Here is an 18,646-nt window from a genome sequence, read left to right as displayed (position 1 = left end):
GCTGCGATGTTGAGCAAACTGAGCAAGATGGGCAAATGCATGGGGCAGGCTGCGCGCATGCTGGTCGGCATGCCCGACTACGAAACCTACGTCGCGCATAGGCAGGCCCAGCACCCGGGCGAGCCGGTGATGAGCCGCAAGGCGTTCTTCCGCGAGCGGCAGGATGCACGCTACAACGGTGCCAGCGGACGTCCGGCGCGTTGCTGCTGAGGTGTTTGCCGTGTAAAAGGGGCGCCACGCTTGTCGTGGCGCCCTTGTCATTTGCCGGGGCCACAGGCGAAGCTGGCGCCGCGCCGCCCCCGCAACCGGAGTGACCATGCAACTCAAGCACAAGATCGTCACGCTCAGTGTCCTGCCGCTGATCGTCTCGGTGCTGTTCATCTGCATCCTGGTGTTCGCCCAGAGCCGCAAGCTCGAGGAGGACCAGGCGCGCTTGGTGGAAAGCAGCATCATGGCGGCGAAGAAGGCCGAGTTGAAGAACTACCTAGGCCTGGCCATGAGCCTGATCGCGCCGTTGTACGACAGCGGCGCCGACGATGACGACACTCGCCAGCGCGCCCTGCAGATCCTGTCGCGGGCCAACTTCGGCCTGGACGGCTACTTCTTCGTCTACGACCGCCACGGCAAGAGCCTGATGCACCCGCGCCAGGCCGAACTGGTGGGCAAGGACCTGATCGGCATGACCGACAACAAGGGCCTGCTGGTCATCCAGGCGCTGCTCAAGAGCGCCGAACGCGGTGACGGCTACCAGTTGTACGACTGGCAGAAGCCCTCCACCGGGCAGTCCACCGGCAAGCTGGCCTATGTGGTGATGCTCGAGCGTTGGGGCTGGATGCTCGGCACCGGCATCTACATCGACGACGTCGAGGTGGCCACGCTCAAGTCGCGCCAGGAGGTGGCCTCCGGCGTGCTGACCACGGTGCTGGCCATCGCCTCGTTCTCGCTGCTGGCGGTACTGGTGATCTTTGCCGGTGGGCTGATGCTCAACGTCAGCGAACACCGCCTGGCCGACCGCAAGCTGTCGGCGCTGAACCAGCGTATCGTCGATCTGCAGGAGGAGGAGCGTTCGAGGGTGGCGCGCGAACTGCACGACGGCATCAGCCAGGAACTGGTGTCGATCAAGTTCCAGTTCGAGCTCGCGGCGATGGAGCTCGACAACGGTCGTGCCGGCGGGCTGGACAACCTGCGCAACGGCACCACTCGCCTGGCTTCGGCGATCGGCGAGGTGCGGCGGATTTCCCACGACCTGCGCCCCTCGCTGCTCGACACCCTGGGTCTTTCGCCCGCCATCGACCAGCATGTGCGCGATTTCGAGCAGCGCACCGGCATCCGTACCCAGTACGAGTGCGGGCTGACGGACATCGAGGTGGATGCCGAGCTTTCGTTGACGCTGTTCCGTATCCTCCAGGAGGCGCTGGCCAATGTTGACCGCCACGCCAAGGCCAGTGTCGCGATCATTTCCATCTCTGCCCACGACGGGTTGCTGGTACTGCGCGTGGAGGACAACGGCATGGGCTTCGACCCAAGTGCCGCGTACGAAAGCCACGGCATTGGCCTGCGCAACCTGCGCGAGCGGGTCGAGCATCACCGGGGCAGTTTCAGCATTGCGTCGTCTGCCGGACGCACCGAGCTGCAGGTCCAGATACCCATGAACAACCCGAGGCTTGCATGAGCGACACCACACCGATCCGCATTGCTTTGGTCGACGACCATGTGCTGGTACGCGACGGCGTCAAGGCACTGCTGGGCGCGATTGCCCATTTCCAGGTGGTCGGCCAGGCCGAATCCGGCGCCCAGGCGCTTGAGCTGGTGGCGTCGCTGGAGCTGGACATCCTGCTGGTGGATGTTGGCCTGCAGGACATGAACGGCCTGGAGCTGACCCGCCGCCTGTGTGGCTTGTACCCCGGCATCAGGGTGCTGATGCTGAGCATGTACGACAACCAGGAGTACGTGCGCACCTCGATCACAGCGGGGGCGAGGGGCTATGTGCTGAAGAACGCACCCTCCACCGAGCTGATTGCCGCGATCGAGGCGATTGCTGCCGGTGGCAGTTTCTACAGCCCGGAAATTGCCCGCAAGCTGGTCAGCAGCGGCCGCGACGAGAACGACCTGACCCCGCGCGAGCTGCAGGTGCTGGCGATGATCGCCAGGGGTAGCAACAACAAGGAGATGGCCCGGGAGCTGGGCATCAGCGTGCGCACGGTGGAGACTTTCAGGCTGAGCATCCGGCGCAAGCTGAATATCGATACTCCGGCGGCACTGGTGAAGTACGCGCTGGAGCATGGGCTGGTGACGCTCTGAGGCAGCGCTGCGCCATGGACTATGGCTCTGCGGCAAAGCCGATGCTCCACCGCAGTGTGCTTTTCGCGGGCAAGCCCGCTCCTACAGAACTGCACCGCTCAGGTTTTGCGGGCAGCGACTGGCTTTCCCGCTCAATCGTGGGAGCGGGCTTGCCCGCGAAGGGCTCACCCGCGAAGCGCCTGTTTACTTGAAGTCCCACTGCATCTGGGTGGCAATGCTCACACCGCTGGAGGAGCGCACGCACACATCCAGGTAGTCGGTGAAGCGCGGCGGCACGGCAATGCCCTCATCGAGCAGGCGGCGGTTGTCGAACAGGTAGTTCAGGTCGGCAAAACCGCTGTACAGGCGCAGGGCTCGCAGGACCAGGCGTGGGTTGGCCGGGCCGATGCGCGACTCGAAGCTGGCGGCCAGTTCCTTGAGGTTGTCGACATCGATCTTGCGGTAGCGCTCGCCCACCGGCGCGGCGCCGTTGGCCAGGGCGAATGCCTGGTCGATCTCGCCGAAAGTACAGGCCGAATCATGCCCGGCGGAGATGTGGTAGAGGTCGTGGCTCAGGCGCGGCTTGAGGGTCAGGCCGATCAGCGCCTCGGCGCAGTAGTCCACCGGAATCACGTCGATCTGTTCGTCGAGGCCACAGGTGAAGCTTTCCAGGGCGAAGCCCATGCGGAACACCCAGAAAATGCTGCCAGAGGCCTGGCAACCCAGGCTGCGGTGACCGACCACGATCGAGGGGCGCGCCACCACCAGCGGCAGGGCCGGCAGTTCCTCGCGCATGCGTCGCTCGATTTCAGCCTTGGAGGCGGTGTAGTCCACCAGTTGCTGTTCAGCGTCCGGAAACTCCCAGGATTCACTGATCGGCGATTCACGCTCAGGGCCGCAGCACATGGCGGTGCCCACGTGGAGGAAGCGCTTGAGGCGCTTGGAGCGGCTCATCACCTCGGCAAAGGCGAAGGTGCCCTCGACGTTGACCGGCCAGATGGCCGGGTTCTTCGAGAACGACGCCACGGCAGCACAGTTGATGACCCGATCGACCTCCAGCAGGCGCGGCGTTTCGCGCTCCAGCCAGGAGGTGTCGAGGAAGTCGCCGCAAATGATCTGCCCGGCGTTCAGCACCAGGCATTCGGCATGGCTGACGCCATGCTGCTGCAGGTTGTCGCGCAGGCGCTCAAGCCCTTGCCCGGCGTTTTCGGCGCGGACCAGGAATACCAGTTGCGGGCCTTGGCCATTGGCAATCAGCTGGGCGACGACCGACCCGCCGAGGAAACCCGTGGCGCCGGTAATCAGGATGCGTTCGGGGGTAGCGGTAAAGGTGATCGGTGCGTGCGTGTTCATACATTTCCTCAAGACGGGTAAGTCATCCGCAGTTCAATGTTAAGTGGCGACATCGAAACGTTGAAATGAACTTAAAGTCATCAGTAGGTTCGAGACATTCGTTGGGACTGACTTATTCGCCTTGAGAACTTGCCCAGATAGACAATCTCTGTTTAGCGCAGCGCCTATCCGTTCAAAGCTGAAAGTGGCGCAGCCATGCAGCGCAGGGCCGGCCGCCACTCGTTGCGGCGCAGGTCCGGTAGCGGGCATGGCGAGCGGCGCGCCATTCTCCACGCTTTATGCCTGGGGGACGATGAATAGAAGGGGAGATTGGCAGGGTTTTCGATGAAACAAAGTTTAGAAAAGGGGCAGGCAGTGGGGAGTTTTAAATATATTTCATTCGCGCGGTAGTTATGGTCGACGCGAGGGGTTGTTCCGTTCGCGGGCGTGCCCGCGAAAAGAACAACACCGTTATTGAAGATCAGTTCAAACCCAACTTCCCGCGCAAGGTCGACAAGTCTTCGGCCAAGGTATTGACCGGCCCGACCATGGCCTTGCGATCACGCTCGGCCACCTTGTCGTAGGACTGGAACCTGCCATCCTTGGTCTTGTACTTGGCCAGCAGCTTGTTGACGGTGGCGAAGTTCTTGTCGACCTTGGCGACGAACGCCTTGTCCTGGGACTCCAGGTGGGTGCGGAACAGCTCGAAGATCTTCTGTGCGCCGTCGATGTTGCCCTGGAAGTCGTACAGGTCGGTGTGGCTGTAGCGATCCTCCTCACCCGATACCTTGGTCGCGGCCACTTCTTCGAGCAATGCTGCCGCACCGCCAACGACTTTTTCTGGCGGGAAGGTCAGGGTGGCAATACGGCCCTGCAGGTCTTTCACGTCGGCGATCAGCTTTTCGGCAATCGGGCCTTGGCCGTCGGTGGTGTTCTTGTCGAACAGCGCGTACTCCAGGCGATGGAAGCCGGTGAAGTCATCGGCCTCGACACCTTTTTCGTGATCGTCCACCCGCGAGTCGATGGCCGCGTCCAGGTCGCTGAACAGCTCGGCAATCGGCTCGACGGCTTCATAGTTGACCCGGGTCGTGGCATACAGCGCCTTGGCCCTGGCCAGGTCTCCCTTCTTCACCGCATTGGTGAACTGCTCGGTGTCGCTCACCAGTTGGTCGACTTTCTCAGTGACATAGATCTTGTAGTCCGACACCGGCTGAACCAAGGTCAGCGGGTCGACCGCGCCGGCGGCGTTGGCGAACAGCGGGGCAAGCGTGAGCAACAGGGCGAGGCGGGTCTTGTTCATGGAGGTGTCCTGATCCGTTTCAGTGTCGTGTCATGCGGTTTTTATGGGTTTGGCAGCGTCGAGCAGCGAACGACCGATGAAATCGCGATCGTTCTTCACGCCGGGGAGGGCGAAGAAATACCCGCCTCCGACCGGCTTGATGTATTCCTCCAGCGGCTCGCCGTTGAGGCGGTTCTGGACGGTGATGAAGCCCTTCTCCAGGTCGGCCTGGTAGCAGATGAACAGCAGCCCCATATCCAGTTGCCCGTTCTTGTTCACACCACTGGAGTAGTTGAAGGGCCGGCGCAGGATCAGGTTGGGCTGGCTGGCCGCGGTGCGCGGATTGGCCAGGCGGATATGGGCGTCCAGGCGGGTCAGCTTGCCTTCCGGGTCCTTGGCGTAGTTGGGTACATCGGTTTCGCGCTGGCCGTCCATGGGCGCGCCGCTGGCCTTCTTGCGACCGAAGATCGACTCCTGCTCCTGCAACGGCGTGCGGTCCCAGCGCTCGACCAGATTGCGGATGATCCGCACCACCTGGTAGGTGCCATCGATCGCCCAGGCGGGCTCATCGCCACGCTGTACCCAGACCAGCTGGTTCATCAGCGCCGCGTCGCTGGAGTCGGGGTTGGCCGAGCCGTCACGAAAGCCCAGGAAGTTACGCGCACTTTGCTCGGGCTCTGCAGCCTTGCGCGGTGCCTGCGGCGGCACCGAGCCTTCCTGTTTCCAGCGTACGTAGAGCAGGTCAGGCAGGTTCTTGATGATGTCGCGCAGGGCGTGGATGTTGGTGTCCGGCGCGTTGGAGCAGAACTGCAACCCCAGGTCGCCATGGCAGCGCTCGGCTTCCAGCGCATCGTTGGGGAAGCCGAGCATGCGGCTCAGACGCTTGGGCTTGGCACTGCTGAGGCCAAATCGCTCGTCGAACAGTGACTCGCCGACCGACACCGTGATGGTCAGGTTGTCTGGCGTGACTACCGGGCCGAGGATGCCCGAGTCCACAGGTGGCAGCTTCGGGTCGACCTGGGGGACTGGGCCGCCGGTCATCAGGAAGCGAATGCGCTGGTCCAGCGTGCGGAACAGGCGCTCGAGATCCTGCTGGTCCTGCGCCAGCACATCGAAGGAGACGAACATCCCGGCGGTAGGACGCGGTGTCACCACCCCCGGTTGATGCTCGCCGATCCAGGCGTTGCGCTCTTGCGTGCGGTCGCTGTGCGGGGCTTCGGTGACCTTGGCTGGTGAGGGGGCGGCCAACGCGTTGCCGGTGGCCATGGCGACGCCCGCGACACCAAGGCCAGCCAGCAGCCGGCGGCGCTCTTGGGATTGCGGGGCGTTACGGGTATCGCGGTCTGTCATCTGGGGCTCGCTTGTCTTTACTGGTCGGCCAGGCCAAGGGCCTGATCGATGGCCGCAATCGCATTGGCCAGTGCATCGGCATCGGCTGCGATCTGCTGTTTCTGCGCCTGCGGCACCTGGTCGTAGGGCATGTAGCCTTCGGCGCCGCGCAGGGCCTGCAGGTGCTGCTCGAACTGAGTCATGGCGCTATCGACTGCCGCCAACGGCTGGGAGCCGGTCCTGGCCAACAAGGGGCGCAGCCGATCGATCACTTTGCGCACACCTTCAAGGTTGGCGGCAAAGCCCTGCAGGTCGAGGTGGCTGTAGCGTTCCTCTTCGCCGCTGCTGCGGATCTGTGCAAGGTTGCGCAGGCTGCGCACGACCGCCTCGGTGAATTGCTGCGGCGCGATGGACTGGGCGAGCAGTTGCGTCTTGAGCTCGCCCAGGTCGGCCAGCAGCGCGTCGGCCACCGGTGTCAGCCCTTCGGTGGTGCGCTGTTGGAACAGGCTGTACTCGATGCGGTGCAGGCCCGCAAACGCCGGATCCTGCTCACGCTGCTCGAAGTAATCGGCACGGGCATTGATCCGGTTGTCCAGCTCAGCCAGCCGCTGGCTGGCGGGGGCGATGCGCTGGTAGATCACCCGCGCGGCGCCATAGGCGGCTTGCGCCTGCTGCAGGTCGCCGGCCTGAATCGCGTCCTTGAGCGCCTGGCCTGCCCGCACCAGGGCGCTGCTCTGGCTGGCCAGGTAGACACGGTATTCGGACAGCGGCCCGATAAAGGCGGTCAGTGCGGGGCGCGCCTTGGCGGCCGCTTCGGAGGCGGCGGTCGGGGTGACGGTCAAACTGCCACGCGGGTTGCTGAGCAGGCCGCAGGTGATCGCGTAGCGACCCGGCTGCAACGTGGCATTGATCACCTGTGACAAGCCCGGCGCGATGTTCTCGCGTTCTTCGATCACCAGCACGCCATCGAGGATCTCCCACTCCACGGCGCGCTGGGACTGGTTGACGATGCGGAAACTGTTGGGCCCGGCCGGGACGCTCAGGTCGTTCGGTTCGCACGCGTGATCGCGAATGGTGATCAGCGTTTCGTGCCCGGCGTTGGCCGCACGTCTGGCCTGGGCCTGGTGCGAGGCGTAGAAGAACACCAGGCCCGCACCGACCATCAGCAGGGCACTGCCGGCAACCGCCAGGCGCAGTACACGGGGGGAGGGGGGCTTGCCGGCGGCGCCGGTCTCGTGACTGGTCATGCTTACCCTTGTTTCTGTGCAGCGTGGGAAGAAGGCTTCGCCGGCGCCGGCCAGAAGAACAGCACCAGCGCACCGACCAGATAGAGCAGGTAGGCCCCCAGGGTGCTCACTGTCGGGGTGTCCTGGTAACCGAACATCCCAGCCAGCACCGATCCGGTCGGGCCATCCATCGGCAGGCTGTGGCTGATATCGAAGACAACCCCCTGCAGCGCATTCCAGACCCCGGCCTCGTGCAGCGCCTGCACCGAGTTAGCGAGGATGCCCGCGGCCACCACGAGGATGAACAGGCCTGTCCAGCGGAAGAACTGCGCCAGGTTCAGGCGCAGGCTGCCGGAGTACAGCGCCACACCAACCAGGATCGCCACCACCAGCCCAAGCAATGCGCCCAGGGGCGCCGCAGGCCCTTCGCTCTGCTGGAACACCGCCAACAGGAAGAACACCGTCTCCAGGCCCTCGCGGGCGACGGCGAAGAACACCATTGCGATCAGCGCCCAGGCCTGGTGCTTCGAACCGCCGAGCGCGGCATCGAGCGAGACATGCAAATCATGCTTGATCGAGCGCGCCACTTTGCGCATCCACAGCACCATGGAGCTGAGGATCACCACCGCGACCAAGCCGACCAGCGCTTCGAAGAGTTCCTGCTGTTTCTGCGGGAACTCGCTGCTCATCAGCTCAAGGCCAGCGCCGACAAAAAGGGAGAGGGCTGCGGCGAGGAATACGCCGATCCACACGGCCGGCATCCACTGGCCACGGCCGGTCTGGCGCAGATAGCTGGCAATGATGCCGACAATCAGCGCGGCTTCGATGCCCTCGCGGAGCATGATTAGAAAGGGGACTAGCATGATTCTCCCGTGATGTCTGAAGGCATCGACCTCATGGCGAGGTCGCCGGGAAATCTACTTCAATGAGAATCATTAGCGCATGTGAATAATATTTTAACTTTTGCCATGTCCTCCCTGCCCAGGCTTAGGGAAATGGGCGTTGCAAGGCTGGAGTACAAATGTGCTCCACCGCGATTGCCATGCTCAATGAAAGAACGCTGAGGGCGATTGACCACTTCCCTACTAGAAGGTAGGCTGCCGTTCATGAGCACTCAATTCACGACTTATTCCGACATCCTCCAGTGCGCCCGCACCCTGATCGTCACGGGCGGGTACAACGGCTTCAGCTACGCGGACATCGCCGAAAGCGTCGGTATTCGAAAAGCCAGCATCCATCACCATTTCCCCACCAAGGCTGACCTGGTCCGTGTCCTGGTGGCGCAGTACCGCGAAGAAGCCAAGGCTGGGATGGCTGCGCTGGAGCGCTACTTTCCCGAACCGATCGACCAGCTCAAGGCCTATATAGGCTATTGGCTGGAATGCGTCGGCGAGGCCAGCAAGGGCTATTGCGTGTGCGCCTTGCTCGCCACCCAGATACCGGTATTGCCTGCCGAAGTCGCCGTGGAGGTGAGGGCGCATTTTCGCAGCCTTTCGGCCTGGATTACCGCAGTGCTCGAGCGCGGCGCACAGGCGGGCAGCCTGACCCTGTCCGATACCCCTCAAGATGAAGCAGAGCGTTTCATGGCAGCCGTGCATGGCGCGATGTTGTCTGCCCGCGCTTATGGCGAGGCTGCTGTGTTCGGGCTGATCACGCAGCCGCTGATCGACAGGCTGGCCACACCGCCCCCAGCCCCAGGAGCCTGAGGCATGCTGCCAAGTCCACTGGAACAGCAACTGGAATTCCTGCGCCAGATTGACCAATTGAAAAGCGTGCGTCGCCAATCACCGCTGCTTGACCAGAGCCGCAAGGAAAATTCCGCCGAACACTCCTGGCACCTGGCCATGTACGCGTTGATCCTCAACGAGCATGCCAGCGGGGCAGTGGACAGCAACCGGGTCATTCGCATGCTGCTCCTGCACGACATCGTGGAGATCGACGTCGGCGACTTCCCCATTCATGGAGGCTCGTCCAGCCAGTTGCAGGCGCAGCTGGAGGCCGAGGCTGCGCAGCGGCTGTTCGGCCTGCTGCCGCAGCCACAGGGCACGCAGATGCTCGAACTGTGGCAGGAGTTCGAACAGGCCGATACCGAGGATGCGCGCTTCGCCAAGGCGCTCGACCGTTTTCAGCCCCTGCTGATCAACATCTTCACCGGGGGTGGCACCTGGTCTGAAGGCGGGGTATCACGCCAGCAGGTTATCGAGCGCTATGGGCCGGTCATCCAGCGCGGCGCCCCCGAACTCTGGGCGCTGTGCGAACGCTGGATCGCCCGGCATTTCGCGGGTGATGGGCAGCCCTGAGGTTTTCACCGTGAAAAGCCGCTGTGCAGGTGCAGCGGTTTTTTTTGCAATCCCGTACCTACCTACTAGTCGGTAGTAGCTCATTCATAAAAACGGAGTCGTCAACCATGCCACATCCTATTTCCACCCTTGGTGTCATTCACACCGCCGTCAGCGTGGCGACCTTTGTCGCCGGGCTCTACAGCTATGTCCGCCATCACCAGATCGAGCCCCGGGAGCCCGCTGCGCGCGGCTATCTGTTCGGGATGCTGGTGTCGGTACTGACCGCGTTCGGGCTTTCCAGTACTGGCGGATTCAACGTCGGGCATGCGCTCGGCATCCTGGCGCTGCTGGTGGTTGGGGCGGCGCTGGTCATCCCCAAGGTCAGCCTGCTGGGGCGCGCACGACCGTACCTGTCGCAACTGGCGTTCGCATTCAGCTTCTTTCTGCTGCTGGTACCGGGGATCAATGAAACCCTGACGCGACTGCCCAGCGGCCATCCGCTGGCGGACGGCCCCGAGTCGCCGCTGGTGCGGGGCGCGCTGGCGGGATGGCTGGGGATTTTCGTGATCGGCGCGGCCGTGCAGGCCTGCTGGATCAGGTCGCAGCGCCGCAGGGCACCAGCGCTCTGATCGCCGAGGCGAGAGCGCAGCCACTGTGGCTGCGCTGTCATTAGCCGTTTACTGGAACCATTGCCACAGCAGCAGGGTGCCGACCAGCCCGACCACCGAGACGATGGTCTGCAGCACCGACCACACCCAGATCGTCTGCTTGAGCTGCAGCCCGAAGTACTCGCGCACCATCCAGAATCCGGCATCGTTGACATGGCAGAAGAACACCGAGCCGGCACCGATGGCCAGTGCCACCAGCGAACTCTGGGTGGTCGCCAGGCCCGCCATCAACGGCGCGAGAATACCGGCAGTGGTGGTGGTCGCAACGGTAGCCGAACCCGTCGCCTGGCGCAGCGCCACCGCGATCAGCCAGGCCAACAGCACGTACGACAGGTGCGCGCCGTTGGCCACCTTGCTGATGGTGTCGCTGATTCCGGCTTCGAGCAGGGTCTGTTTCAGCCCACCACCGGCTCCGATGGTCAACAACAGCACGGCGATCGGCGCCAGGCTCTTGCGCAGCACGCTGCCGACCTGGTCACGGGCCATACCGATCGACCAGCCCAGGCAGATCACCGCAGCGATCACCGCCAGGCCCAGGGCAATCAGTGGCTCGCCAAGAAACTTGAGGGTCAGAGCCAGGGTACTTTGCGGTGCCAGGGCGATCTTGGCCAGCGTGCTGCCCAGCATCAGCAGCACTGGCAGCAGGATAATCAGCAGCGATACGGCAAAGCTCGGCTTGCGCCGGGTCTCGACCTTGGCGGTGAACAGCGCACCCAGTTCCGCGGGTTCCTGCACATCCAGGCGTTTCGACAGCCAGATGCCATACAGCGGGCCGGCGAGGATCACCGCCGGCACGGCGATGCACAGGCCCAGCAGCATGGTCATCCCCAAGTCTGCATGCAGGGCGCTGACCGCGATCAGCGGCCCCGGGTGGGGAGGCATCAAGGCGTGCAGGGTGGTCATCCCGGCCAGCGCGGGGATCGCCACCTTGAGCAGCGGCTGTCCAGACTGGCGGGCGATGACGAAGATCACCGGCACCATCAGCACCAGGCCGACCTCGAAGAACAGCGGCAAGCCGATGACCATCGCCACCAGCGCCATCACCCAGGGCAGCGCCTTGCCGCGGGCATGGCGCAACAGGGTAGAGGCAATACGGTCGGCGGCCCCGGACTCGGCCATCAGCGCGCCCAGCATCGCGCCCAGGGCAATGATGATCCCGGCCTCGCCCAGCAGGCTGCCGGCGCCCTTGCCGAAGGCCTTGGCCACTTCTTCTGGTGGCAGGGCCGCGCCCAGGCCCGCCACGAAGGTGCCGATCAGGATCGATAGGAAGGGTGGTAGCTTGGTGACGCTGATGAGCACGATGATGCTGGCAATGGCCGCCAGGCAACAGAGCACCAGGCGGGTGTCGTGGGCAAGCCACGTGGCATGAGAAAGATCCAACGGAAACCCCTTCTTGTAATGTCTTGTTACGTGTTTGGAAGGAATATACCCGATGGATTCATATAGACGACTAGCTGATCCGGTTTTTCAGGGCTGGAACACATGAAAGTTTTTTCAGAAACCGCGTAACCCTGCATCCTTGCCGCAAACCTGCTAAAACAGGCCGCCGCGCTCTGCGCAGCAGCCCCACCACCGAGGAGAGACCCATGATCAAGACCGGCGATTCACTGCCTGACATCACGCTGTACGGCTACAGCAACGGGGAGGGCGCCTGTGCGATCGGCCCGAATGCCTTTTCCATCCTCGAGCGCTGCAAGCAACGCAAACTGGTGATTTTCGCCTTGCCCGGGGCCTTCACACCCACTTGCTCCGAGCGTCACGTCCCCGGCTATGTCGCTGCGGCCGATGCGCTCTTTACTGCGGGTATCGACGAAATCCTCTGCGTTTCCGTCAACGATGCCTTCGTCATGAATGCCTGGGGAAACAGCCTGCAGGTGGGCGATGCGGTGAAGATGATCGGCGACGGCAATGGCGAATTCGCCAAAGCCCTGGGCTTGAGCCAGGACCTGTCGGCCCGCGGCATGGGCCACCGTTCCCAGCGTTACGCGATGCTGGTCGAAGATGGCGTGGTCAGGCACCTCGCGGTCGAAGCGCCCGGCAAGTTCGAGGTCAGCGATGCCCAGAGCATGTTGAAGTGGGTTCAACAGCTCAGCGTTTAGCCGTTTGCGGCCCACACGTTCATGATGAGCGCCCCGCGCCAATTGCCGTAGGAAATTTCCTATATAAATAGCGCTCAGCTGTAGAGAAGATTCCCCTCGGCCATAGTGGCCTAATCGGGAGTGTTTTATGTGGGCACGTAATATTCAATTTACATCGGCGATGCTTGCTGTCGCCTTGCTCAACGGCTGCGCCTCTATCATTGGTGACTCAAAGTATCCGGTTACTATTGCCAGTACTCCGCCGGAGGCATCTTTCGATATTGTGAACAGGTCGGGGCAGGTCATCTACAACGGCGTTACGCCTACGGTTGTCACCCTGCAGTCGGGTGAACGCTACTTCCGCGGTGAAACCTACACGCTGCGGTTCAAGAAAGAGGGATACCCTGACAGGCAGGTTGAGCTCGACTCGAGTGTCAGTGGATGGTACTGGGGGAACCTTCTGTTAGGGGGCGTCATCGGTATGCTGATTGTCGACCCTATTACCGGAGCCATGTACAAGCTGCCAGAGCGCGTCTCTACAGACATGGGGGCAAAAGTAAGCATCGCCCCCAACCAACTGCAGATCTCGACAGTCGATGATTTGAGCCCCGAGCAGCGAGCCCAACTGGTACAGATCAAATAAGGACCTTTACATCGTGGTTCGAGCGCTCGGCGCAGCGTCGTTCCTGCGTGGAATGGTCGACGGAGCTCAGGGCTTGGGCTGGGCGGCGCTGATAGCGCTGGCCCTGTCCACCACCAGTGGCCTGCTGGCCAAGAAACGCCTGCGTCCGACGGCGGGCCTGCGCGGAGAGATACCTGGACGTGGACTAGCACTTGCGACGCATTGCGCAGGGGCCTGATTGACTGAAGGACGATCGGCAAATTCAGCGTTTGCTGAACACCTGAAGAACCCAACATCAAAAACAAGATGCTTCTTCCGCCCCCCCAAGATGCCTCTTATTCAGCTCTCGCCCCCACGACTCATACAATTTCCTTGCGCTAAATCAAGGCGCTATCTGCCTGATCCAACACTGCAAGGAAGTTTTATCCCAATGAAAGCAATTACGTTTCTGATGCTCGCTTCGGCCGCGTGCGCTATCTCCAGCACCGCCATGGCAGCGGACGGCACCATCAACTTTACCGGGGAAATCGTCGCGGCTTCTTGCGTCGCTTCGGCCGGTGCGGGCTCCACCGTAGGTGGCGGTCCTGGCAAGCAGATCGTCGACGTGAACCTCGGCAAGGTGAGCATGGACGCCATCAACGGGGCAGGCGAAGGCAACATCGCTGCCGGCACCGCCATCAACCTCAACCTGGACTGTGGCAACACCGCCGCAGGCCTGACCACCATCAAATTCGGTTTCGATCCGATGTCCGGCTCGGGCGTAGATCCGAACAACAATAGCCTGCTGAAGATCACCGGCACGGCTGAAGGTGTGGGCATCGGCATGTTCGACGACAGCAACAAGCTGCTCAACATGTCCGGCAACGAGCAGTATTCCGCTCCGTTGATCGTAGAGGGTGAAGGCTCAGAGGCCAAGTACTCCGCCAACATGCGCCTGCGTGCTTCGTACGTGGGTAACGGCGCCAAGCTCAAGCCCGGCACAGCGAACGGCACCCTGCCGTTCACGCTGACCTACGAGTAATCGTTCCCAAGAGAGGGGGACGCATGCCCCCTCGCTTTTCTGCGAGTCACTGATGAATACCGGTCACTTTGTTCGAATCTATCTCTTTTTAATGCTGATGATGACCTCTGGCGTTTCTCTCGCCGGCATACAGGTCGGTGGTACCCGTGTGATCTTCCCTGCGTCGGATCATGAAGCCTCGCTTCAAGTTCGTAATGAGGGCACCGACGACATCATGATCCAGTCGTGGATCGAAGCTGGCCCGGAACAGGCCGATCGCGATATCCCGTTTGCGATCACACCTTCCCTGGCCCGACTGAGTCACCGCAAACAACAGATGTTGCGTATCTTCTATCAAGGCAAAGGGTTGCCCGAAGACCGTGAGTCGGTGCTCTGGGTGAGCGTGCAGGAAATTCCTCAAGTCAGCGAACTGGATAATACGCTGCAAGTTGCCTTTCGCCAGCGCTTGAAGTTGTTCTATCGCCCCAATGGCTTGCCAGGCACCGCTGACGAAGCGGCCAGCACCCTGAAATGGAACATTCTGAAGACAGCCGGCAAAACTATTTTGCTGGCAACCAACGATTCTGCCTTTCACGTGTCCTTCGCCAAAATCGCGATTGTTGCGGGCAACAAGGAGTACGCCGTCGAGCCAACCATGGTTGGCCCACACGATGCCCAGAGAATGGCCATCAAGGACATGCCTGCAACAGCCGGTGGTGAGGCGACGATCGCCTGGGAGTCCATCAATGACTACGGCGCACTGATCGAGCACAAAGCCTCCATCAAGTTCTGACGCCGCCGCTGCGTACCTGCCTTTATTTCATCGCGTACTTCACATGGGGATTTCCCCGGGACGCTTCGTGCACAGGAAGTAGCGTTTTGACGGAATTCAACCTCATTCCATGAACATCAAAAAACACAACAGGAAGTCTCGGAAGGCGCACGCAAGAAAAATATCAGGCCACTACCTTTCGTGCCTGGCGGCTGCGGGCATGCTGGGGGCTTCCAGCGTCAGCGCTGCGCAATTCAACCCCATGTTTCTCAAAGACAAAGGCGCCAAAGTCGACCTGCGTTTCTTTGAGCAGTCCAATGGCGTGGTGCCTGGCGACTACAGCGTCGATATCTATCTGAACCAACGCCTTAACCGACGCGAGGATATTTCGTTTGCCGCAGACGAAGACGCCCCCAAGGCCGATGCACACCCGATCCTGAAAGTGGGCCTGCTGCGTGAGATGGGCATTGATATCGAACGCCTGCAACGAGAAGGCATCGTCTCGCAAGAGGCTACCGAGGACGATCCGGTCAATCTGCTGCGCCTGGAAGATGCTGCGGTAGAAATGGATGTCGCCAACTTGTCGCTGTCCATCAGTGTGCCGCAGGCGTATATCAAGCGCCGTTCGCGCGGGTACGTCGATCCTTCGCTGTGGGATGACGGTATCACCGCTGCATTCAGCAACTATCAATTGAACCTCAACCGCAACAGTGGTGGCGGTATCCAAAGCGACTACGGCTATCTCGGCTTGCGCAGCGGCTTCAACCTGGGCCAATGGCGCCTGCGCAATCAATCGTCGATCAGCCAGAGTACAGGCACATCACGCAAATTCTCCAGCAACCGCACTTACCTGGAGCATGACGTCACTTCGATCAAAGGGCGTTTCGCCATCGGCCAGCTCTACAGCAATGGCGATATCTTCGACAGCAGTCGCTTCCGCGGTTTTCAGCTTGGCTCGGACATTGGCATGTTGCCCGACAACGAGACAGGCTATGCGCCGGTGGTGCGTGGTATTGCCGAAACCCATGCTACCGTCGAGGTGCGCCAGAACGGTTACGTGATCTACTCCACGACCGTCTCGCCGGGCGCCTTCGAGATTCACGATATCTACCCCGGCGGCTCCAATGGCGACCTGGAGGTCACCATCATCGAGTCCGATGGCCGTGAGCGCAAATACACCCAGGCGTATTCCTACCTGCCGGTGATGGTGCGCGAAGGGACGTTCCAGTACAGCTTGTCGCTGGGCAAATACGACAGTGAAGGCATGAAATCGCCCAAGCTCATGCAGGGTACGGCGGTCTATGGCGCCACCGACAACCTGACCACCTATGGGGGCATACTCAACTCTGATGGCTACAACGCCTTCAACGTTGGCCTGGGCCTCAATACCGGTCTCGGTGGCATGTCACTGGACATCACCAACAGTCAATCGCACCCCGATCACGGTGATGCGAAAACCGGTCAGAGTGCACGCTTTCTGTATTCCAAGACGCTCAGCAGTACCAATACCACGTTCACCATGGTGGGCTACCGCTACTCGACCTCGGGCTATCGCACCCTGAGCGAGCACATCCAGGAGTCGAGCGACGTCAACCAGGAGCGCTTTGTCAGCAGTCGCCCCAAAAGTCGACTGGATCTGAACATCAACCAGAATATCGGCCGTGGCTCGGTATTCGTCAGTGCTGGCGAGACTAATTACTGGAACCGCGCCGGTAGCACGCGGCGCCTGCAATTGGGGTACAGCGGCAACGTCGGTGATGTCAGCTACAGCATTACCGCGTCACATATTCAAGAGGCTGGCAGTTCACGCGAGTCCGACAATCAGTTGGCATTCGCCATCAGTATTCCGTTTGGCTCAAGTACACGGTCGCAGCGCGTGTACAGCAACTTCAGCCGTTCGAACAATGAGGGCGACAGCCTGCAAACCGGGGTTTCGGGATATCTCGACGATGCCGGAAAGCTCTCTTACGCCGCCCAGGCCGGTACCGCCGGCAGCGAGCATTCCGGCAGTGTCGGGCTGGGCTGGGATGGGCCGAAGGCCAAAGTTTCGGGCAACTACGCCATGTCGGGTACGACTCGCCATCTGGACGTGTCGGCGACAGGCTCGGTGGTGGCCCATAGTGGCGGCGTGACCTTCGGACAGCCTGTGGGGGAAACCTTCGCCCTGGTGGAGGTGCCAGGAGTCAAGGGCGCCAGTGTCAACAATTCTTCCGCACGTACGGACAGTGCCGGCTACGCCATCGAAAGCTACGTGCAACCCTACCGTTTCAACGACATCGGGCTCGACACCCAGACCTTGGGCACCGACGTGGATGTGCTTGATACCTCTACCCGGGTCGTGCCGCGCCGTGGGGCTGTGGTCAAGGCACGCTTCGAGGCTTCATCGGGGCGACGAGTACAGATTGACCTGAAGCTGAGCAACGGCAGGAAGCTACCATTCGGTGCCCGGGTCGAGGACGAGGGCGGGAAGTTGCTGGCCGTCGTCGACAACCTGTCCCGAGCACTTGTCTTTGGCATCAAGAATGAAGGCGACTTGAAAGTGAAGTGGGCGGACGGTGTTTGCCTGGCGCCTTACCGCTTGCCCCCTCAGGACAAAGCGCTGACCTACGACCAGATAAGTATCAATTGCAATGTGCAGGTTGATCAGGGAGTAAAGAGTTGAAACATGCATTTCAGATAATCGTGGCCATGCTTGCCATGACAACGAACAGTCCGGCGGTTGCTGATAATTCCGCCAAGTGCTACTGGTGTATTTAAGCAAGCCGCCGGTTTCAACGCTAACTATGCCCGCAAAGGCAACGAAAAGATGACGTCCGGCAGAGCGGACGCGGTGCTGAACGACATACTCAACCATAACTGACGCCAGGCAGGGCGCCTGGCGCCCTGCTCGGAACACGCTTCACGCTGCAAAGTCGTTGCCGTGCAGCGCAAGCCAACACCGCAGGGCGTCAACCGACATGGGCCGCGCACGCAGATAGCCCTGACCAACCCCCACCCCCAGCTGCGCAAGGCAGCGACGCTGATCCTCGGTTTCTATCCCTTCCACTACCAGACGCAAGCCCAGTTCCTTGGCCAGACTCACGGTAGTGCGCACGATACTGCGCTGCCGCGGCGACTTGAGCAGCTCTCGAATGAGTTCGCCAGCCAGCTTGATTTCATCGAACGGCAGTTGGCATAGGCGCAACAACGAAGACTGACCCGTTCCGTAGTCATCGAGTGACAAGCGTACGCCGAGTTGGCGAAGACGTATGGCGTTCTGCACGCAAAAGTCGCTGAGGACCGCTGGGCCATCCTCGGTGATTTCCAGCGTTATCCATGACAAGGGCAGGGGGTGTTCGCGCAGTCGGGCAATCAAGCGCTCGACTGACGAAGCGTTGGCCAATTGAGGCAAGCTCAGGTTGAAAGCGACGGGGGATTTACGGCCATCGCGATACAGTTCGATCTGACACGCCAAGCCTTGATCGAGCAACGCATGCAGCAAGTCATCGAGCAGATGCTTGTGCGCCATCGCCGGGATGAATGTGGCCGGCGTCAACAGCCCTAGCTCAGGGTGCTGCCAACGCGCGAGGACCTCCAGCGCACCGACGGCACCGCAGCTCAGGTCGAACTGGGGCTGGACGTAAGCGCGGAATTGGCCATGAAGCAGGGCTTTGCGGATCTCGAGTGCATCGCACAGATCTGCCTGTGACGACGCGGTATGTTGCTGCGTGTCGGGAGCAGGTTTTGTCAGGTTGGGTGGGGTGTACATGGGTTGGAACCTGGTTCATATCATCCGCAA

General features: G+C 61.5%; 19 protein-coding genes. 12 read left to right on the top strand and 7 right to left on the bottom strand.

Going from position 1 to position 18,646, the window contains the following annotated elements:
* The first annotated feature begins 6 nt into the window (after window positions 1-6).
* The 3 genes from ACK3BK_RS12470 to ACK3BK_RS12460 all read left to right on the top strand — a co-directional run bounded on the left by ACK3BK_RS12470 (window position 7) and on the right by ACK3BK_RS12460 (window position 2,301).
* Window positions 7-210 carry a YbdD/YjiX family protein gene (locus tag ACK3BK_RS12470; RefSeq protein WP_411384422.1) on the top strand — a complete coding sequence of 68 codons (204 nt, stop codon included), beginning with the start codon at window positions 7-9 and terminating at the stop codon, window positions 208-210.
* A 106-nt stretch (window positions 211-316) separates the two neighbouring features.
* Window positions 317-1,672: a cache domain-containing protein gene (locus ACK3BK_RS12465; protein ID WP_411384421.1), complete on the top strand. Its 1,356-nt coding sequence runs from the start codon at window positions 317-319 to the stop codon at window positions 1,670-1,672.
* Window positions 1,669-2,301: a response regulator gene (locus tag ACK3BK_RS12460; protein ID WP_186664663.1), complete on the top strand. Its 633-nt coding sequence runs from the start codon at window positions 1,669-1,671 to the stop codon at window positions 2,299-2,301. Before ACK3BK_RS12465 ends, ACK3BK_RS12460 begins: the two co-directional genes overlap by 4 nt.
* Before the next feature lie 183 nt (window positions 2,302-2,484).
* Here the strand turns inward: ACK3BK_RS12460 and cprA are convergent, their stop codons facing one another.
* The 5 genes from cprA to efeU form a co-directional block, all read right to left on the bottom strand.
* Window positions 2,485-3,633 (bottom strand): cationic peptide resistance protein CprA, encoded by a 1,149-nt coding sequence (cprA, locus tag ACK3BK_RS12455; protein ID WP_411384420.1) that lies wholly within the window; start codon window positions 3,631-3,633, stop codon window positions 2,485-2,487.
* Window positions 3,634-4,093: 460 nt separating this feature from the next.
* Window positions 4,094-4,912 (bottom strand): iron uptake system protein EfeO, encoded by an 819-nt coding sequence (gene efeO, locus ACK3BK_RS12450; RefSeq protein WP_411384419.1) that lies wholly within the window; start codon window positions 4,910-4,912, stop codon window positions 4,094-4,096.
* 30 nt (window positions 4,913-4,942) lie between these two features.
* Window positions 4,943-6,241: an iron uptake transporter deferrochelatase/peroxidase subunit gene (efeB, locus tag ACK3BK_RS12445; RefSeq protein WP_411384418.1), complete on the bottom strand. Its 1,299-nt coding sequence runs from the start codon at window positions 6,239-6,241 to the stop codon at window positions 4,943-4,945.
* A 17-nt stretch (window positions 6,242-6,258) separates the two neighbouring features.
* The gene (efeO, locus tag ACK3BK_RS12440) at window positions 6,259-7,467 is read right to left on the bottom strand and encodes an iron uptake system protein EfeO (protein WP_411384417.1); all 1,209 of its coding nucleotides are present in this window, start codon (window positions 7,465-7,467) and stop codon (window positions 6,259-6,261) included.
* Window positions 7,468-7,469: 2 nt separating this feature from the next.
* Window positions 7,470-8,309, bottom strand: coding sequence for an iron uptake transporter permease EfeU (efeU, locus tag ACK3BK_RS12435; RefSeq protein WP_186719362.1), 840 nt, complete (start codon window positions 8,307-8,309; stop codon window positions 7,470-7,472).
* 243 nt (window positions 8,310-8,552) lie between these two features.
* On the opposite strand from efeU, the gene ACK3BK_RS12430 reads away from it, so the two are divergent.
* From ACK3BK_RS12430 to ACK3BK_RS12420, 3 genes are all read left to right on the top strand, one after another.
* Window positions 8,553-9,152: a TetR/AcrR family transcriptional regulator gene (locus ACK3BK_RS12430; protein WP_411384416.1), complete on the top strand. Its 600-nt coding sequence runs from the start codon at window positions 8,553-8,555 to the stop codon at window positions 9,150-9,152.
* A gap of 3 nt (window positions 9,153-9,155) precedes the next feature.
* Complete coding sequence (locus ACK3BK_RS12425) at window positions 9,156-9,746, top strand: HD domain-containing protein (RefSeq protein ID WP_411384415.1); 591 nt, start codon at window positions 9,156-9,158, stop codon at window positions 9,744-9,746.
* Between the two features lie 107 nt (window positions 9,747-9,853).
* Window positions 9,854-10,357 (top strand): hypothetical protein, encoded by a 504-nt coding sequence (locus ACK3BK_RS12420; protein WP_411384414.1) that lies wholly within the window; start codon window positions 9,854-9,856, stop codon window positions 10,355-10,357.
* Between the two features lie 48 nt (window positions 10,358-10,405).
* On the opposite strand, the gene ACK3BK_RS12415 is transcribed toward ACK3BK_RS12420, so the two are convergent.
* Window positions 10,406-11,776, bottom strand: coding sequence for a gluconate:H+ symporter (locus ACK3BK_RS12415; RefSeq protein WP_411384413.1), 1,371 nt, complete (start codon window positions 11,774-11,776; stop codon window positions 10,406-10,408).
* A 206-nt stretch (window positions 11,777-11,982) separates the two neighbouring features.
* Here ACK3BK_RS12415 and ACK3BK_RS12410 point away from each other — a divergent pair, with 206 nt between their 5' ends.
* From ACK3BK_RS12410 to ACK3BK_RS12385, 6 genes are all read left to right on the top strand, one after another.
* Window positions 11,983-12,495, top strand: a complete 513-nt coding sequence (locus ACK3BK_RS12410; protein WP_411384412.1) for a peroxiredoxin — start codon at window positions 11,983-11,985, stop codon at window positions 12,493-12,495.
* Window positions 12,496-12,622: 127 nt separating this feature from the next.
* Entirely contained in the window at window positions 12,623-13,117 is a 495-nt protein-coding gene (locus ACK3BK_RS12405) for a hypothetical protein (RefSeq protein ID WP_411384411.1), read from the top strand.
* 13 nt (window positions 13,118-13,130) lie between these two features.
* Window positions 13,131-13,334 (top strand): hypothetical protein, encoded by a 204-nt coding sequence (locus tag ACK3BK_RS12400; protein WP_411384410.1) that lies wholly within the window; start codon window positions 13,131-13,133, stop codon window positions 13,332-13,334.
* A 192-nt stretch (window positions 13,335-13,526) separates the two neighbouring features.
* Entirely contained in the window at window positions 13,527-14,117 is a 591-nt protein-coding gene (locus tag ACK3BK_RS12395) for a fimbrial protein (RefSeq protein WP_411384409.1), read from the top strand.
* Window positions 14,118-14,169: 52 nt separating this feature from the next.
* Entirely contained in the window at window positions 14,170-14,889 is a 720-nt protein-coding gene (locus tag ACK3BK_RS12390) for a molecular chaperone (RefSeq protein ID WP_411384408.1), read from the top strand.
* Window positions 14,890-15,088: 199 nt separating this feature from the next.
* On the top strand, window positions 15,089-17,530 hold the full coding sequence (locus tag ACK3BK_RS12385) for a fimbria/pilus outer membrane usher protein (RefSeq protein ID WP_186719359.1): 2,442 nt from the start codon (window positions 15,089-15,091) through the stop codon (window positions 17,528-17,530).
* A gap of 237 nt (window positions 17,531-17,767) precedes the next feature.
* Here the strand turns inward: ACK3BK_RS12385 and ACK3BK_RS12380 are convergent, their stop codons facing one another.
* Entirely contained in the window at window positions 17,768-18,616 is an 849-nt protein-coding gene (locus tag ACK3BK_RS12380) for an EAL domain-containing protein (RefSeq protein WP_411384407.1), read from the bottom strand.
* Window positions 18,617-18,646 lie beyond the last annotated feature (30 nt).

The sequence above is a fragment of the Pseudomonas sp. L7 genome, from assembly GCF_046605565.1.
Lineage (GTDB): Bacteria > Pseudomonadota > Gammaproteobacteria > Pseudomonadales > Pseudomonadaceae > Aquipseudomonas > Aquipseudomonas wayambapalatensis.
This window is presented reverse-complemented; position numbering and strand designations above follow the sequence as displayed.

Bases quoted from the DNA above. Each gene is read 5' to 3' on its own strand.
- ACK3BK_RS12460 (WP_186664663.1), top strand. From the start codon at position 1,669: ATGAGCGACACCACACCGATCCGCATTGCTTTGGTCGACGACCATGTG.
- ACK3BK_RS12405 (WP_411384411.1), top strand. From the start codon at position 12,623: ATGTGGGCACGTAATATTCAATTTACATCGGCGATGCTTGCTGTCGCC.
- ACK3BK_RS12390 (WP_411384408.1), top strand. From the start codon at position 14,170: ATGAATACCGGTCACTTTGTTCGAATCTATCTCTTTTTAATGCTGATG.
- ACK3BK_RS12425 (WP_411384415.1), top strand. From the start codon at position 9,156: ATGCTGCCAAGTCCACTGGAACAGCAACTGGAATTCCTGCGCCAGATT.
- efeU (WP_186719362.1), bottom strand. From the start codon at position 8,309: ATGCTAGTCCCCTTTCTAATCATGCTCCGCGAGGGCATCGAAGCCGCG.
- ACK3BK_RS12430 (WP_411384416.1), top strand. From the start codon at position 8,553: ATGAGCACTCAATTCACGACTTATTCCGACATCCTCCAGTGCGCCCGC.
- ACK3BK_RS12470 (WP_411384422.1), top strand. From the start codon at position 7: ATGTTGAGCAAACTGAGCAAGATGGGCAAATGCATGGGGCAGGCTGCG.
- ACK3BK_RS12465 (WP_411384421.1), top strand. From the start codon at position 317: ATGCAACTCAAGCACAAGATCGTCACGCTCAGTGTCCTGCCGCTGATC.
- ACK3BK_RS12395 (WP_411384409.1), top strand. From the start codon at position 13,527: ATGAAAGCAATTACGTTTCTGATGCTCGCTTCGGCCGCGTGCGCTATC.
- ACK3BK_RS12420 (WP_411384414.1), top strand. From the start codon at position 9,854: ATGCCACATCCTATTTCCACCCTTGGTGTCATTCACACCGCCGTCAGC.
- ACK3BK_RS12410 (WP_411384412.1), top strand. From the start codon at position 11,983: ATGATCAAGACCGGCGATTCACTGCCTGACATCACGCTGTACGGCTAC.
- efeO (WP_411384419.1), bottom strand. From the start codon at position 4,912: ATGAACAAGACCCGCCTCGCCCTGTTGCTCACGCTTGCCCCGCTGTTC.
- efeO (WP_411384417.1), bottom strand. From the start codon at position 7,467: ATGACCAGTCACGAGACCGGCGCCGCCGGCAAGCCCCCCTCCCCCCGT.
- cprA (WP_411384420.1), bottom strand. From the start codon at position 3,633: ATGAACACGCACGCACCGATCACCTTTACCGCTACCCCCGAACGCATC.
- ACK3BK_RS12380 (WP_411384407.1), bottom strand. From the start codon at position 18,616: ATGTACACCCCACCCAACCTGACAAAACCTGCTCCCGACACGCAGCAA.
- efeB (WP_411384418.1), bottom strand. From the start codon at position 6,241: ATGACAGACCGCGATACCCGTAACGCCCCGCAATCCCAAGAGCGCCGC.
- ACK3BK_RS12385 (WP_186719359.1), top strand. From the start codon at position 15,089: ATGCTGGGGGCTTCCAGCGTCAGCGCTGCGCAATTCAACCCCATGTTT.